General features: G+C 39.1%; 15 protein-coding genes. 1 reads left to right on the top strand and 14 read right to left on the bottom strand.

Going from position 1 to position 15,262, the window contains the following annotated elements; translation table 11 throughout:
- Window positions 1-8 precede the first annotated feature (8 nt).
- The 11 genes from PQ456_RS05210 to PQ456_RS05160 form a co-directional block, all read right to left on the bottom strand.
- On the bottom strand, window positions 9-1,679 hold the full coding sequence (locus tag PQ456_RS05210; protein WP_273615188.1) for an extracellular solute-binding protein: 1,671 nt from the start codon (window positions 1,677-1,679) through the stop codon (window positions 9-11).
- Between the two features lie 90 nt (window positions 1,680-1,769).
- Complete coding sequence (locus tag PQ456_RS05205; protein WP_373462034.1) at window positions 1,770-2,654, bottom strand: carbohydrate ABC transporter permease; 885 nt, start codon at window positions 2,652-2,654, stop codon at window positions 1,770-1,772.
- A gap of 468 nt (window positions 2,655-3,122) precedes the next feature.
- Window positions 3,123-4,100 (bottom strand): ABC transporter permease, encoded by a 978-nt coding sequence (locus tag PQ456_RS05200; RefSeq protein WP_273615186.1) that lies wholly within the window; start codon window positions 4,098-4,100, stop codon window positions 3,123-3,125.
- 324 nt (window positions 4,101-4,424) lie between these two features.
- A complete protein-coding gene (gene mmsB, locus PQ456_RS05195; protein WP_273615185.1) occupies window positions 4,425-5,627 on the bottom strand; it encodes a multiple monosaccharide ABC transporter permease in 1,203 nt (400 codons plus the stop codon).
- A gap of 67 nt (window positions 5,628-5,694) precedes the next feature.
- Window positions 5,695-7,227, bottom strand: coding sequence for a multiple monosaccharide ABC transporter ATP-binding protein (gene mmsA / locus PQ456_RS05190; RefSeq protein WP_273615184.1), 1,533 nt, complete (start codon window positions 7,225-7,227; stop codon window positions 5,695-5,697).
- Window positions 7,228-7,664: 437 nt separating this feature from the next.
- Window positions 7,665-8,750: a multiple monosaccharide ABC transporter substrate-binding protein gene (gene chvE, locus PQ456_RS05185; protein WP_273615183.1), complete on the bottom strand. Its 1,086-nt coding sequence runs from the start codon at window positions 8,748-8,750 to the stop codon at window positions 7,665-7,667.
- A gap of 647 nt (window positions 8,751-9,397) precedes the next feature.
- On the bottom strand, window positions 9,398-9,898 hold the full coding sequence (locus tag PQ456_RS05180; RefSeq protein ID WP_273615182.1) for a toxin-antitoxin system TumE family protein: 501 nt from the start codon (window positions 9,896-9,898) through the stop codon (window positions 9,398-9,400).
- Window positions 9,895-10,653, bottom strand: coding sequence for a helix-turn-helix domain-containing protein (locus PQ456_RS05175; RefSeq protein ID WP_273615181.1), 759 nt, complete (start codon window positions 10,651-10,653; stop codon window positions 9,895-9,897). The genes PQ456_RS05180 and PQ456_RS05175 overlap by 4 nt, the downstream gene beginning before the upstream one ends.
- 184 nt (window positions 10,654-10,837) lie before the next feature.
- Window positions 10,838-11,920: a helix-turn-helix domain-containing protein gene (locus PQ456_RS05170; protein ID WP_273615180.1), complete on the bottom strand. Its 1,083-nt coding sequence runs from the start codon at window positions 11,918-11,920 to the stop codon at window positions 10,838-10,840.
- 185 nt (window positions 11,921-12,105) lie between these two features.
- Complete coding sequence (gene cysK, locus PQ456_RS05165) at window positions 12,106-13,026, bottom strand: cysteine synthase A (protein ID WP_273615179.1); 921 nt, start codon at window positions 13,024-13,026, stop codon at window positions 12,106-12,108.
- A gap of 13 nt (window positions 13,027-13,039) precedes the next feature.
- The gene (locus PQ456_RS05160; RefSeq protein WP_273615178.1) at window positions 13,040-13,441 is read right to left on the bottom strand and encodes a MerR family transcriptional regulator; all 402 of its coding nucleotides are present in this window, start codon (window positions 13,439-13,441) and stop codon (window positions 13,040-13,042) included.
- 107 nt (window positions 13,442-13,548) lie between these two features.
- Between PQ456_RS05160 and PQ456_RS05155 the strand changes: the two genes are divergently transcribed.
- Entirely contained in the window at window positions 13,549-13,935 is a 387-nt protein-coding gene (locus tag PQ456_RS05155) for a carboxymuconolactone decarboxylase family protein (protein ID WP_273615177.1), read from the top strand.
- 163 nt (window positions 13,936-14,098) lie between these two features.
- On the opposite strand, the gene mnhG is transcribed toward PQ456_RS05155, so the two are convergent.
- Genes mnhG through PQ456_RS05140 form a run of 3 tightly spaced genes read right to left on the bottom strand, consistent with a single transcriptional unit; the run spans window position 14,099 to window position 15,256 of the window.
- Complete coding sequence (mnhG, locus tag PQ456_RS05150) at window positions 14,099-14,512, bottom strand: monovalent cation/H(+) antiporter subunit G (protein WP_373461903.1); 414 nt, start codon at window positions 14,510-14,512, stop codon at window positions 14,099-14,101.
- Entirely contained in the window at window positions 14,466-14,780 is a 315-nt protein-coding gene (locus PQ456_RS05145) for a Na(+)/H(+) antiporter subunit F1 (RefSeq protein WP_273615176.1), read from the bottom strand. Before PQ456_RS05145 ends, mnhG begins: the two co-directional genes overlap by 47 nt.
- Window positions 14,780-15,256: a Na+/H+ antiporter subunit E gene (locus PQ456_RS05140; protein ID WP_273615175.1), complete on the bottom strand. Its 477-nt coding sequence runs from the start codon at window positions 15,254-15,256 to the stop codon at window positions 14,780-14,782. The genes PQ456_RS05145 and PQ456_RS05140 overlap by 1 nt, the downstream gene beginning before the upstream one ends.
- Between the last annotated feature and the right edge of the window lie 6 nt (window positions 15,257-15,262).

Here is a 15,262-nt window from a genome sequence, read left to right as displayed (position 1 = left end):
CTGCTCTTTTATTGTGCTTCTAGTTTGGCTTTATTTTTCTCATATTCTGTTTGTTGATATGCTTGTACTTTGGCTAATCCATCTGCTTCACGTTTACTCAAGTATTCGTTAAAGATCTGATCAAATTCATTATCAGAAGAAGCTAACAACAATTTAGGTAATGTTTTACCCCATAGTTGTGAGATCTTGGTGTTGATGATTCCTTCTGGTGAATTACCTGTTGGATTCAATTGATCAAATTCAGAGAAACTAACTGTTTTGCCTTTGGTCCATTCTTCCATTTGTTTGAAAGGATCGACACTTTCTGGTTTCCATTGATCTGTAATATTTGTATTCATTTGCATCCAGTATTTATGGGACGCACCGTATTTGGCATCAAATTCTGAACGATCACTGTTTAGTGATTTCAATACTTCTGGCTTGAATTGATCTTTGCCATCCACCGTATCGTATGTGACTCCTTTTTCACCTAAATAGAAGTCTTTTTGTCCTTCTTCACTGATCATGTATTCAAGAAAACGGATCGCACGTGCTTTGTCTTTGACGTCTTTGGAGATCAATGTTAATGTCCAGCCTGAGATTCCCGGGCCAGATAAAATAGGTTGATCTAATTTGGAATCAGACGGGCCGTCGACTGCGATATAGACTGAATTAGGATCTTTAGCATAAAGTGCATTTTGTTGTGTATTAAAGTCACTACGTTGATACAACATTGCAAAGTAACGTCCTTGTGCTATTTTTTCTTCCATTTGAGAGCGTTTGTCGATAAAGATATCTTTGGATAATAATCCATTTTGATTTGCTTGACGGAACGTTTTGAGCCAGCGTAGATATTCTGGATCGGTTGTACGATCATACAACTTGCCGTCTTTTTCCATCGGGATTGCTAAGAAATTCTGCAAATATCCTTCTAATGAATAGTTCCCGTTTTCCGTAAATTCGTGTAATCCTAGTGGAATTAGTGGCTGTCCATTTACTTCAGGGAATTTCTCTTTTGCCATATTGAGCGCTTTCAAAAATCCTTCCGGTGTACGCATATCTGGTTTACCTAGTGCTTCATACATGTCTTTGCGTACAACAAACACCTGATTGGACAAATAATTTTTGCCGTATTTTGCAAAATCCGCAGGAGAAGAAGACGCATTCGGATATCCATATACATTACCATCTGGCTGAGTGTACCATGCTAATTTGGCTGGATCGGTTACTTTGTAGAAATAAGGATCATACTGGTCTGCTAATTCATTCAGTGGCAAAACCAATTTACCTTCGATCATTTTTTTGACTGCATCTTCACCCCATGCGAGTGTGATAAAGTCAGGCAATTTGCCAGAAGCAATCATGGTGTTCAGTTTTTCATTTTCATTACCAGCAGGCACGATAAAGTTTAAGCTAACCCCTGTTTTCTTTGTTACATATTGGCTTGTTGGATCAGTTCCCCAATCACTTCCAGTATACCAGGAGAAGTTCATATACCAGTCAAATGTAATCGGTGATGTATCTACTTTCCAACCCGGTTCATTGGCAGAAGCCGCTTTGACCGGTGTATTATTTTGTTCAGATGCACTTTTACTTCCTCCACCAAAGTAAGAACAAGCTGTAGTGAACATCATCAAGCTGGCTAGTGTTAGCATCAATGCAGGTTTGTGCCATTTGCGATGATTTATATTTCGTTTCATCAGATCAATACCCCTTTTCTATTTGTAATCATTAGTTATTCATATCGAGTAAACAAGCTGTTACCGCTTTGGCTATCAAACGAATCAGACTTAGCCTTTAATCGAACCAATCATCATACCTTTCACAAAGTATTTTTGTAAAAATGGATAAACGAATACGATTGGCATCGTTGTAACCACCATTGTAGCTAATTTGATCGACTGCGACGTCACTGAACGGGTAATTCCTCCCGGTACCGCAGAAAGCATCTGGTTAGAGCTAGATTCAGCAACAACCCGGTAAAGATACGTCTGGATCGGTTGTAGGCTGGTGTCATTCATATAGATCATACCTGTAAAATAATCGTTCCACTGGAACACTCCATGAAAGAGAGCAATCGTGGCGATAACAGGCATAGACACTGGCAATACAACCCGTAGGAAAATCGACCAATCATTCGCACCATCAATCCGCGCAGCTTCTTCTAGTCCTTCCGGTATTTCACGGAAAAAGGTCATAAAAATAATAAGATCGAAAAAGCTAAACATCGCTGGAATAATATATACCAAAAAGTTATCTAACAACTGTAAATCCTTCATCAATAAAAAGGTAGGAATCAATCCGCCACTGAAAAATAAAGTGATCGTTCCGATCCAGATATAGACTTTGCCTCCGATCAATCCTTTTCGAGACAAGGCGTAAGCTACCATTGCTGTAAAAAATACATGTATGACTGTACCAATCAACGTCTTAGCTACAGTAATCCACATCGCTTGCATAATACCCGGGCTCTGGAATACCGCTTTGAAGCTTTCGAGACTAAATATTCGTGGCCACCAATAAATCCCACCACGCATCGCATCGGTTCCTTCATTTAGTGCATTCACAAGCACATACCAGATCGGATACAGCGTAATAAAACAAATCAAGATCATCAATACTGTATTCAACGTATCAAAAATCGCTTCACCACGCGTCTTACGATCTGCCTTCATACTAATCATCGTCATTCTCCTTTACCATTAGAGTGAGGGGTCTTTCAGGCGCACTTTCTTTTAAAGCATTTTTAGATTAAAGATTAAGAGATTTAAACATGAATTGCTTGATTTAAGTACAGTGATCTAAGTACAGAGAATTAAACGCAAAAATTTAAAAGCAATAGATCAAATTCGGTAAGTCAAGAGATTATGCTTCGTGCAAGAGCTTGGTTGGGGAGTTAGTAGCTTAAAAACTCCTAGCTAAATCATTGAAGCAGTAAAGTCAGTTAAACTAACTAATCTTTCCTGCCCCTCCCCCACCCAGGGTAGCTTTAGCGGCGAGAATAGAGTGTTCTGAAAGAGCGAAGCGCTCGCCTTTAAGGATTAATATTTACTGCTAAAAGCAGTGATCAAAATATTAATCCTTAACAGCGACGACAAGAACACTCTATTCTCAAAGCGCTAACGCTCACCCCCTCCTCCTTTTTAAAAGAGTGAAGTGTTGTTTAGTTTCTTCGTCACCTGATTAGCGATCACCAGTAAAATCAAAGCGATAATCGATTTGATAAGACCGATAGCAGTAGAGTATGAGAAACGTCCGGATAATAGACCGGTTTGATAGACATAGATATCGATAACATTACTAGCACTCTCATTGAGCGAGTTCCGTAAAACGAGAATTTGGTCAAAGTTAGAGTTAAGTACACCGCTGACTGCTAGGATAAATAGAATCGCAATCGTAGCTTGAATACCGGGCAACGTAATGTACCACATTTTTTGAAAACGTCCTGCGCCATCGATCGTAGCCGCTTCATACATTTCTGGAGATACACCTGCCATCGCAGCCAGATAGATAATCGCTGACCATCCAAGTTCTTTCCAAATATCGGATGTGATCACAATCGTCCAAAAGTATTGCGGCTCCGCTAAATAAGAGATGGGTTCTTTGATCAAATGCAGTGCCATTAAGACATTGTTGATAATCCCGACATCGGCTAACCATGTCGTCAAAATACCACCAAGAATAACCCATGATAGAAAATGCGGTAAGTAAGAGATCGTTTGAACTGCTTTTTTGAAACGTACTGACCGTAATTCATTCAGAAAAAGAGCAAAAATAATCGGTAGTGGAAATCCGATAAATAGCTTGATTAAGCTGATTCCTAACGTATTACGAATCACATCGGGTAGATTTTCATCATCCATAAATGCTTTAAAGTGCTCCCATCCGACCCACGGTGCATCGGCAATACTTTCAACGATATTAAATTCTTTGAATGCAATAATAATGCCGTACATAGGAATATAGTTAAAAATCAACATCCAGACGACACCAAGCAATGCCATCACCTGCAAATGTCGCTGAGTATACAATCGGCGGAACCAGCGTTTGGTAGGTGAAGTGGTAATTTTATCTTTTGTTTTTCGTGTGGTTTTGGATTCTCTTTTGATATCTGTATCCATAAATAAATCCTCCTTTACGTTCTCTATCGATGTCTGTGTCGCTGTAGTCTCCTATCCTCCGTTTATGGAATCAATGTTATCCATCTTCTTTCTTTTTATGTAAGCGATTACATTTAATGAATTAATTATAGCGTGCTGATGTTAGATCGGTAATGCTTCATATTTCGTATCATGTGTACCATTTTTCGGGTGAACACAACTAAAAACCGCCAGAACGTATTGTCCTGACGGTTTGGGATAGTTATTTTGTTAGAATGAATGATTTTAATTCGGTATCATAACCATCTGATTTACATGCTACGTTTACGTTATTGCAGAACTTTTTTATACAGACGATGTTCCTTTGTTTTTGTTATAAATATCAAATGCTACCGCAAGTAGTAATACCAGACCTTTGATGCCTTGTTGCCAGTCGATACCTAGTCCTACAAGAGACATACCGTTATTCAGTACACCCATAACCAGACCACCGATAATCGCTCCGAATACTGTTCCGATACCACCTGAAGCGGAAGCACCACCGATAAAACAAGCTGCAATCGCATCTAGCTCAAAGTTAGTTCCTGCTCTTGGTGTAGCTGCATTTAGGCGAGCTGCGAAGATCAACCCTGATACAGCAGCCAATACGCCCATATTCACAAATACCCAGAATGTTACTTTTTTCGTTTTAACACCGGATAATCCCGCTGCTTTTTCATTACCACCGATCGCATATACATGACGACCCATCACTGTTTTGTTCATCACGAAAGAGTAGATAATAATAAGCAAGAATAACAGTACTAGAATCGTTGGAATCCCTGCATAACTAGCCAGTACAATAGTGAAAGCATTGATAACAGCAACTACCAGAATCATTTTCACAAGGAAGATTGCTTGTGATCCGGTATCAAAGTTATATTTGCGTTGTGCCGAACGATTACGCAGTTCAGTTACAATGTAGAGAATCGATAAAGCAATTCCGGCAAGTACAGCTACAATATTCGTAGCCATATTCGAAAAGTCAGGGATAAAGCCTGAACTAATCTTTTGGAAACCATTCGGGAATGGCGAAATGGACTGCCCTTCCAACACGATCATCGTTAATCCACGGAATAATAACATCCCGGCAAGGGTTACGATAAAGGCGGGTATGCGTACATAAGCAACCCAGAATCCTTGCCATGCACCGATCAGTCCACCGATTACGATCGACAACACAACCGCTAAAATCGGGTTCATTTGCCATTGCACCATAAAGATTGCCGATACCGCACCAACAAACGCTGCGATAGAACCAACCGACAGATCAATATGCCCGGTGATAATAACAAGTACCATCCCGATTGCAAGTACCAGTATGTAACTATTTTGCAAAATCAGGTTGGTAATATTGATCGGTTTGAGTAGCAAACCTCCTGTTAAAACTTCAAATAGTAACATAATAAATAGTAATGCGATAATCATGCCGTACTGACGAATATTTCCTTTAAACATTTTGCCAAGTGTCGATTCTTTTTTTGCCTCTGGCTTGGTTAATGTAGACATACGTTATGCTAACCCCTTTCGTTTGTTAAATAGATTGTATTTAGCTCACCCGATGATCATGATTAATTTATGAGGAACTGCGTGTCATATAAGTCATCAGCTTTTCTTGAGTCGCTTCCTGACGGTTGACTTCCCCTGTAATACGTCCTGCATTCATCACATAAATCCGATCACAAATGCCTAGAATTTCTGGCAATTCTGATGAAATGACAAGCACTGTTTTGCCTTCGTCTGCCAGTCGATTAATAATCGTATAAATTTCATACTTGGCGCCTACATCAATACCACGTGTAGGTTCATCCAGAATTAGAATATCTGGACCAGAAAAGATCCATTTGCCAAGTACGACTTTTTGCTGATTCCCACCGCTGAGATTACCTGTTTTCTGCAAAATATTCGGTGTTTTGATTTTCATTTGTTTACGCATATCTTCAGCAACCATCACTTCTTCTTGCTCATTGACGACGGTATTTTTGGTAATTTTGCCAAGTCCGGTTAATGAAATATTGCGCTTAATATCATCCATTAGAATCAGACCATAGTTTTTGCGATCTTCGGTCACATAAGCGAATCCATTATCGATAGCCTGGGTAACCGTATTATTGGTGATCGGCTTACCGTTTTTGATCAATGTACCATTGATTTTTTTGCCATACGATTTGCCGAAAATACTCATGACCAGCTCGGTACGACCGGAGCCCATCAATCCAGCAATCCCTACAATCTCACCACGACGTAGATTCAAGTTAGCATTGTGAATCATCTGGCGGTCTGCATGTTGCTCATGGAATACATTCCAATCTTTGACCTCAAGCACCACTTCACCGATCTTCGGTTCACGCTGTGGATAACGATGAGTCAGATCGCGTCCTACCATTCCACTAATAATCCGGTCTTCGGTAATCTGGTCTTTGTGCATATCCAGCGTCTCAATCGTTTGTCCATCTCGCAAAATAGTTACTGAATCCGCGACTTTGGAGATTTCATTTAACTTGTGAGAGATCAGAATACAGGAGATACCTTGACGTTTAAATTCAAGCATCAGTTGAAGCAAATTCTCACTATCATTTTCATTCAAAGCCGCTGTCGGTTCATCCAAAATCAGCAATTTTACTTCTTTGGATAGTGCTTTGGCGATCTCTACCAATTGCTGTTTACCGACTCCGATATTGGTAATCAGCGTATTCGGTGATTCGTTCAAACCTACTTTGGTCAGCAATTCTTGTGTGCGTTGAAGCGTCTCATTCCAATCGATAATGCCACCTTTTTTCCGTTCATTACCGAGAAAAATATTTTCAGCAATCGATAGATAAGGAATCAAAGCCAGTTCTTGATGGATAATAACGATGCCTAGTTCTTCACTTTGCTTAATATCGCGAAATTCGCAGGTTTTACCTTGAAAAATAATATCGCCTTCGTAGGTTCCATATCCGTACACGCCACTGAGTACTTTCATGAGCGTGGATTTACCAGCGCCATTTTCACCACACAGTGCATGGATTTCACCTTGTTTGACTTGCAGGTTTACATTTTCCAATGCTTTCACACCAGGGAATGTTTTGGTGATATTTTTCATTTCTAAAATGATGTTGTTGGACATGGTGGTGCTCCTTTCATTAGATGGTGGGAGTGGAAAAACACTCTTGAGTTGGTGGTGAGGGCGTACGGTGATGGGGAGACGCTACGGGAGGGGAATCTTCTTGCAGTCGCGGTAAGGATGGGATCCTTACAAGGCGACTTTCAGAATGATTCCTCTCCCTTCGCTCCGTTGGCACGTACGCTGTCCTTTTAAAGATGGGAAAGATTTAGGGATTAGAGATTAATAATTAAAGATTTAGAGATTAAGGGCATGTTTTGTCCACTTGTTGGGTGGGGTTGGCAGTTTTTTTAAGGGTAGAGCATTAGTTTGTTTTGAGATTAGAGACTGATGAATTGGATTAAAGCATATACTTGGTATACAAGTTTTGCTCCGGCATGTTTGTTATTAAAAAAACGTAATTTGTTTAAGGACTAGAATTCTGCGAAGTAAAATATGAATTAGTTCCCTTTCACTTCTGCTTCGGTATAGTATCCGCTGTCGATGATGATTTTTTGGACGTTGGATTTGTCTACTGAGATCGGGTCAAGCAGGTATGCTGGCACGACCATAATGTTATTGTTGTATGATTTGGTATCGTTAACTTCGGCTTTTTTGCCTTGCAAGATGCTGTCTACCATATCTGCTGTTTTTTCAGCAAGTTGGCGTGTATCTTTGAAAATCGTTTGTGTTTGTTCGCCGGCTACGATCGATTTGATCGATGCTAATTCACCATCTTGTCCGGTGATTACAGGTAATGGTTTCTCTGCTGATCCGTAACCTACACCTTTTAGTGATGAAATAATACCGATACTGATACCATCATAAGGAGAAAGAACAGCATCCAGATTGGCATCGGCGTAATAAGCGCTGACTAGATTATCCATACGAGATTGGGCTAATGCGCCATCCCAGCGTAAGGTTGAAATCTGTGCCATCGTTTTCTGATTACTACGAACAACTAACTTGCCTGAATCGATGTACGGTTGCAGGATAGACATAGCTCCATTGAAAAAGAAGTACGCATTATTATCATCCGGTGAACCGCCAAAAAGCTCGATATTGAAAGGGCCTTTGCCTTTTTTCAGTCCTAACTTGTCTTCGATGTACGATGCTTGTAGCACCCCGACTTTGAAATTATCAAAAGTCGCGTAGTAACTTAAGTATCCTGTATTCATAATCAGGCGATCATACGCGATAACTTGAATACCCTGTGCATGTGCTTTGCTAATGACATCGGTCAACGTATTGCCATCTACAGAAGCAATAACGATCACATCGACTTGCTTGGTGATCATATTTTCAATCTGAGAAATCTGATTCTCGACTACATCTTCTGCATATTGCAGATCGGTTTTGTATCCTTTAGATTGGAAAAGCTTCACCATGTTGCTACCATCCGCCACCCAGCGTGCCGATGACTTGGTCGGCATCGAGATGCCGATATATCCCTTTTCCTTACTTCCTGCACTGCTCTCTGCAAGATTACAGGCAGATAAGGTAAACATCATGAGGATGATCAAGGTTAATAACGATCCTCTTTTCATCAGTTATTCTCCTTTCGAGTAGGTGTTCAGTGAACGTCTTTTATTTTGGTAACGCTTTCTTTTATGTATAATAACATGGTAAAGATTGGGAGTCTTTTTGATAAACCGACCTTTTTTATAAAAATCAGACATAGTTTGGTGGGGAAGGTGAAATGAGGGGCTTCGCTACAGGGAGCGAATCTTCTTGCAGTCGCGGTAAGGATGGGATCCTTACAAGGCGACTTTCAGAATGATTCTCTCCCCTTCGCTTGATGCACCTGCATTTCATGGGGTGGGGTAAACAGGGAAAGATTTACGACATTGAAATCTTAATTCATTTTAGTTGGGGTTGGAGTATGAGGATAAGATGATGTTGATGCAAGGGCTGGCGAAATTTACAATGTATGAGCAAGGGTTTAAAGATGGTGTAGAGTTATTGAGGATTTTAATTAAATAATTTCGAAAGGTATATGTTGCTTTTCAACATCTTATATAATTTCTCATCTTCTAAAATTTCTTATAACGTTATTTACCAACTCTATTTTGGTAAGCGATTCATCATTTTATTTTTATTGAAAAATAAAGTACTTTTCTAGTTATTTTATTTACTAATAATTGATTTGAAATACTAAAAAACCTTGTAGTATTAGTACAAGGTTTTTTAGTATTTATCTTTTAGAATCAACTGAGCTAGAGACATCTTTATAGTATACTTCACCTGTTTCAATATAATACGCAATATACATAAAAACTCGATCTAATGTACGAATATAACTACTTTTTCGCTTACTTCGTTGATCAGGATCGTAATGATGATGATGCGGTTCTGTAGTTACCTGTAAATATTGCGGTGTTGTTTCTGGAGGATGAGGATCATTTCCCCAAGAAGAAATATGACTAAATTGAATGCCCTGAGTAGGAATAATTCGTTTCCAAGAGTAAGAATATAATTCTATCGTTCCTGCATCGTTATATTTCTCGTACACATGTAAACCTGTAATCCCATGCACCGGATGTTCTTTGAGAGGAAACAATACTTCAAGACGTTTCTGAGTTCTTTTATAATCAGTAAAAATAGAATGACGCTCACGTAAAGCAGGGTATACTTTTAGCAAATGACCATAATCTTCTAAAATTTGATCGATGTCTGCAGGTAGCAATAGAGTCACTGATCTTTTTTCCCTCCACGCCAACCAAGAATGTCTGTCATTTCTTCTTGTAAATCTTTCCACCGATAATAATCAGCAGGGTCATCCATATTATCTCCGCTGTACTCACTAAATGCTTCTTGTACTGTCTGTGTTCCATATTTCAATTGTAGATCAGCCAATTCTTGTATCACTTCATGATAGCGATCTTCAGGTGTTTGTTGACGAAGCTTTTTAGATTGAGCAATCTGTTGCATCCGAATGCTATAAATAGGATCTTTCATAATTTCAATTGCATATTTTGGAATCCGTTTGTGTGTCTGATTATCTATATATTCTAAGCCTTGTTTCACATACTTATTTAATGTGACTTTGGATATACCCAGCGCATCAGCCGCAGCTTGTGGTGTTAATAAATAATCTTCTTGATAGACAAATTGGATACTTTCTCCACCTAATTCGTAATACCAGTATTCAAAATCTATTTTTAATTTGCCAAATTCTAGTTCTGAATGAAAATCATCTATATCTTTTAAACGTTGAACCCATTTGTTCAAATTCTTTTTGTGTTTATCTGAAAATAAATATTCTTTAGGTAAGATAAACGGTTTGGGATCAACTTTAATACTAGATACTTTATCTGAAAACAAAGTCAGAATACAAAAAAACAAATTTTTAAAAATCGTATCCGTTTCTTTTTCTAAAATGACTTCACTTTTTTGATCATAAGCTAATTGAATACTAGAAGAAAATTGATCTAGCACATTTTTCTGCATAATAGTGCTCTCCTTTCCTTACTTTATTTAATTATACTTTATAGTTAACGAAAATAAAATATCGAAAACATACTATATACAATTATCACAAGAAAATATTTAAATAAATAGATAAATATTCTATTCAAAAAAAGACTGACTCTGATGATATCAGTGTCAGCCTATCCTACTTCTGTATTTACACCTATCTCCTTACCTTCTCAATCAACTCCAAATACTGCCGATCGCCAAGTCCGTAGCGTTGGAATAATTTCAGCATATTGTGCATGATCTCTTCTTTGCTTTCTTTGGGATGACTCCAAATGTAGCGGGTTAGTTCATTATCGTCTTGGTGCAGGTCTAGGTACAATGAAATGCCTTGGTACATCACAGGCATCAACTGAACATCTGGCATTCTCTTGTCTAACAACACTTCACGATACACTGACGTATATCCGCCTAATGGTATCTCCGTTTGTTGTACATCGTAAGTCTGCTCCTGTACGGCATTAAAATATACGATTCCTTTGTATCCTTGTTGCTCCAGATAAGCGAGTATGGTCAACAGATTGATCTGGCAGAACATATCTTCTCCGAACCAGAGAACGATACACCGATAGTCTTTGGTTAATAATGGAGTCAATGGTTCAACTACAATCTGTTCATATCCTGTTAATGAGCTATGGTGTCCGTCTGCACGAATTTGGTTGAAGGCGTGGCTGAAAATATCGGCAGTTGACTCATGGACACACATTGCTTCGTTAAAAGGTAAATATTCACTTTTGCCCATTAATTCCTGTGTGCGGAATTGTTCAAACATCACTTGCCCGTTCAATACATTAAGAATATCTTGATCGGCAAAAGTGGTTAATTGATTTTGTAATTCGGTAATGACTAATTTTTGAGAAATGTCTATCATCGTGATATTCTCTCCTTGTTCGATATTGAGTTTGAAATACGATTGCCACGGCTTCTGTTGCTTGCGAAAGGTCATGGGGGTTACACCAAATACATCTTTGAACGCTCTAGCAAATGCTTCTTGAGAAGAATAACCATGTTCGATCGCAATATCGAGTATGCGCTCTTGGCTGTCTACCAGAGAAATCGATGCTATATATAATCTCCGAAAGGTACGATAACTTTTGATACTGACTCCGGTGTGATGGCGGAATTTGAATGAACAATAATACGGAGAATAGCCCATTTTCTCGCTCAACCGAAGCAATGAAAAATCTTCAAATAGATGGGCTTCAATCCAATCGATCATTTCTTGAATCCAATCGTTCATGATCACTTCTCCTTTCTGATCTTATTATGTAAGAAGATAAATATTATTTTTTGATACTGGTTGTGTTCTGTGTTTTTGCTTAATGGTGGGATATACTACTTTTTTCTGCACTTTTGTATCTATCCAGTCAAAGTAAAACCTACAGCATCCTTATACTGTAGGCTAAATGATTCTATAAATTAACGTTAAAATAAATTCATACTCAAATACCGCTCTCCATTATCCGGAGCAATACATAATACTTTATGACCTGCACCGAGACGCTTCGCTTCTTGTATTGCTGTCCATACGGTTGCTGCTGAAGAAGGGCCGACGAGAATCCCTTCATATCTCGCCAGATCACGCATCGTCTGAATAGCATCTTCGTCAGACACCTGTACAATTTGATCATAAATAGACGTATTCAAAATCGCCGGTACAAATCCCGGGCTCGTGCCGACAAGCTTATGTGGCCCTGGCTGTCCACCAGACAATACAGGCGATCCTTGTGGTTCGACAACCAGAATACGGACATCCGGCAAATGCTGTCTTAATGTCTCGCCTGTGCCTGTGATCGTACCTCCTGTTCCTGCGGAAGCTACAAATGTATCTAATTGATATTCCATCTGCTCCAAAATTTCAATAGCTGTTGTATTACGGTGAGCATCTGCATTAGCTGGATTATCAAATTGTCTTGGCATATAACTGTTTGGAATTTCAGTCAGCAATTGTTCTGCTTTGCGAATCGCGCCTGGCATTTTCTCGACAGCAGGTGTTAATACTACTTCGGCTCCATATGCTTGCAATATCTGGATGCGCTCGCGTGACATATTGTCCGGCATAATCATAATCGCTTTGTATCCTTTTGCCGCTGCGTTCATCGCTAGCCCTATTCCTGTGTTGCCACTAGTAGGTTCGATAATGGTACTACCTGCTTGCAATAACCCCTCTTGCTCCGCACGTACAATCAGGTTTAGTGCCGCTCGATCTTTGACACTACCACTTGGGTTAAAATATTCTAACTTCACATAGACAGCCGCATCTTCTGTATCAGGTAAATGATGCAAACGTACAACAGGGGTATCGCCGACTAATTCGGATATATTTTGAACAACTTTTATATTCATAGGGTGCCTCTCCTTATTCAGAATCTTTGCCAATTGTTGATAGATCTACTTGTTCTTCTAATTGAGTGTAATGGTTTACTTTGTCAGCAATTTTGTTCAAATGCTGTTGCTGTTGGTCGATCTGAGACTGCACCAATTGATAGTGACTTTGTAATAATTGTTTTCGTAATGCCACGGTATGATCTCCTTGACTGCGCAGATCAGCAAATGCTTTCATGTCTTGTATCGACATTCCTGTTTCTCTCAAACGCACTAAGAAATCTAACCATAATATATCTGTGTCTGTATATTGTCGATAACCTTTAGGATCTCTTTGAATATCGTGTATCAGATGAATCTTTTCATAATAGCGTAGTGTATGTGCAGATAATCCTGTAATTTCGGTAATTTGTTGAATCGAATATAATTTGTCCATATCTCTATTATACTACGATCTCCAAAAAAAGATTTGCATTAGAGCGCGCTCTAACGTTTACGATTGCTCTTGTACTTCATAATCATGAATATAAAGGAGCTGTCTATATGTCTAATGATCGTTATACTCAAGGTTGGAACAAGCTGGTGGAAGTGGATGGCGAAGCAGGGCAACGAGTGATCGATTCTTTGGCTTCGATCGCACCTGATCTTGGCAAATACATTATTGAATTTGCTTTTGGTGATATTTATTCTCGAGATACTCTTACGTTGCAACAACGCGAACTGATCACTATTTCTTCACTGATTACTCAAGGTGATTGTGCTGCGCAGTTAACTGTTCATCTGAACGCTAGTCTAAATGTAGGGATTACACCTACCGAAATTGTAGAAACGATTATTCATTGCTCCCCTTATATTGGATTTCCACGGGTATTAAATGCAATGAATATAGCTAAAGACGTATTTGCACAACGAGGTATTGAACAGCTGTAACTGTTTTGCTTGTTATCTATACAACTATTAGCAATAATCGCAAAAGCCCACACCTCTACAATAGTATAGAAGGTGTGGGCTTTTGCGATTGAGATATTATCTTGAGCTGTGTTGTCTGGTTAGTTGAAGTATAGTGCGATCATCTTAATGACATATTCTATACTTAATTTAGCGGTTCTTTTTTCGCTTTTTCGCGGTCTATTCCTTTTTCTTTCAATGCTGGTTTTAATTCATCTTTTTCCAGCTTCCATAAAGGGACACCTGTCCGATACGCTGCTCTTGCATTCAAATGTCCGGCTACCGGAGCAGTAATAAATACAAATAAGATTCCCAGTAAAATACGTGCACTTGGATAATGATCATATACCCAAAAAAACAAAAAGGCACTGGATAATACACATAACACACCTAACGTTGCACTTTTGGTAGCAGCATGAGAGCGCAAGTACACATCAGGGAAGCGAATAATACCGAATGCACTCAGTACGCTTAATAGCGCTCCAAGCAACACCAGAATCGATATTACGGGTTCACCGATCCACTGGATCATCTCGATCATCTCGGTCTTCGTCTTCATGTTCGATGACCACCCCTCTTTCGATATACTTGGCAAAAGCAACCGTTCCTAGAAATGCTAAAATTCCTACTAACAGCATAACTTCTAAATACGCTTGTGTATCTAACATCATCGATAATACAGCAATAATCGCAATCAGATTGACACCGATCGTATCTAATGCTGTAATTCGGTCTGCCATAGAAGGGCCTTTTAATACCCGGAACATACAACCCATCACAGCCAGCGATAACAAAATCAAAGCAATCAATAAAGAGACTTGTAACATTATCGGGTCACCTCCTTGATTGCTTGTTCAAAAGTTCCACGAATATGCGCAGACAATTCTTCAGCATCTTGAATATCCATAGCGTGAATATATACCAGATGCTGATCACGCGAAATCTCAATCAGAATCGTACCCGGCGTTAACGTAACCAGTGTAGACAATAAGGTCAGTTCCCAATCTGAAGTGAGTTCAGTCTGATACGTCAAAATTCCTGGTTTGAACTTGAGGCGTGGACTGATAATATGTTTGAGCACAACAGCACTCGATACAATCAATTCTTTGATAAATAATACCAATAACTTAATAACCGCCCATATTTTGATCCCATAAAATTCTCTTGGGAAAAAGCGACGCATAATATAAATTAGCAATAACCCGATCAGATAACCAATCACAAAGTTGAGTGTATCCCAAGTCGTATGCAAGGACATCCAGATCAAAGCTATCAACAGATTAAGAATAATTTGAAAAGCCATAGCTTC

The organism is Paenibacillus kyungheensis, assembly GCF_028606985.1.
In the GTDB taxonomy this organism is placed as follows: domain Bacteria; phylum Bacillota; class Bacilli; order Paenibacillales; family Paenibacillaceae; genus Saccharibacillus; species Saccharibacillus kyungheensis.
This window is presented reverse-complemented; position numbering and strand designations above follow the sequence as displayed.

Bases quoted from the DNA above. Each gene is read 5' to 3' on its own strand.
- PQ456_RS05210 (WP_273615188.1), bottom strand. From the start codon at position 1,679: ATGAAACGAAATATAAATCATCGCAAATGGCACAAACCTGCATTGATG.
- PQ456_RS05205 (WP_373462034.1), bottom strand. From the start codon at position 2,654: ATGAAGGCAGATCGTAAGACGCGTGGTGAAGCGATTTTTGATACGTTG.
- PQ456_RS05200 (WP_273615186.1), bottom strand. From the start codon at position 4,100: ATGGATACAGATATCAAAAGAGAATCCAAAACCACACGAAAAACAAAA.
- mmsB (WP_273615185.1), bottom strand. From the start codon at position 5,627: ATGTCTACATTAACCAAGCCAGAGGCAAAAAAAGAATCGACACTTGGC.
- mmsA (WP_273615184.1), bottom strand. From the start codon at position 7,227: ATGTCCAACAACATCATTTTAGAAATGAAAAATATCACCAAAACATTC.
- chvE (WP_273615183.1), bottom strand. From the start codon at position 8,750: ATGAAAAGAGGATCGTTATTAACCTTGATCATCCTCATGATGTTTACC.
- PQ456_RS05175 (WP_273615181.1), bottom strand. From the start codon at position 10,653: ATGCAGAAAAATGTGCTAGATCAATTTTCTTCTAGTATTCAATTAGCT.
- PQ456_RS05170 (WP_273615180.1), bottom strand. From the start codon at position 11,920: ATGAACGATTGGATTCAAGAAATGATCGATTGGATTGAAGCCCATCTA.
- cysK (WP_273615179.1), bottom strand. From the start codon at position 13,026: ATGAATATAAAAGTTGTTCAAAATATATCCGAATTAGTCGGCGATACC.
- PQ456_RS05160 (WP_273615178.1), bottom strand. From the start codon at position 13,441: ATGGACAAATTATATTCGATTCAACAAATTACCGAAATTACAGGATTA.
- PQ456_RS05155 (WP_273615177.1), top strand. From the start codon at position 13,549: ATGTCTAATGATCGTTATACTCAAGGTTGGAACAAGCTGGTGGAAGTG.
- mnhG (WP_373461903.1), bottom strand. From the start codon at position 14,512: ATGAAGACGAAGACCGAGATGATCGAGATGATCCAGTGGATCGGTGAA.
- PQ456_RS05145 (WP_273615176.1), bottom strand. From the start codon at position 14,780: ATGTTACAAGTCTCTTTATTGATTGCTTTGATTTTGTTATCGCTGGCT.
- PQ456_RS05140 (WP_273615175.1), bottom strand. From the start codon at position 15,256: ATGGCTTTTCAAATTATTCTTAATCTGTTGATAGCTTTGATCTGGATG.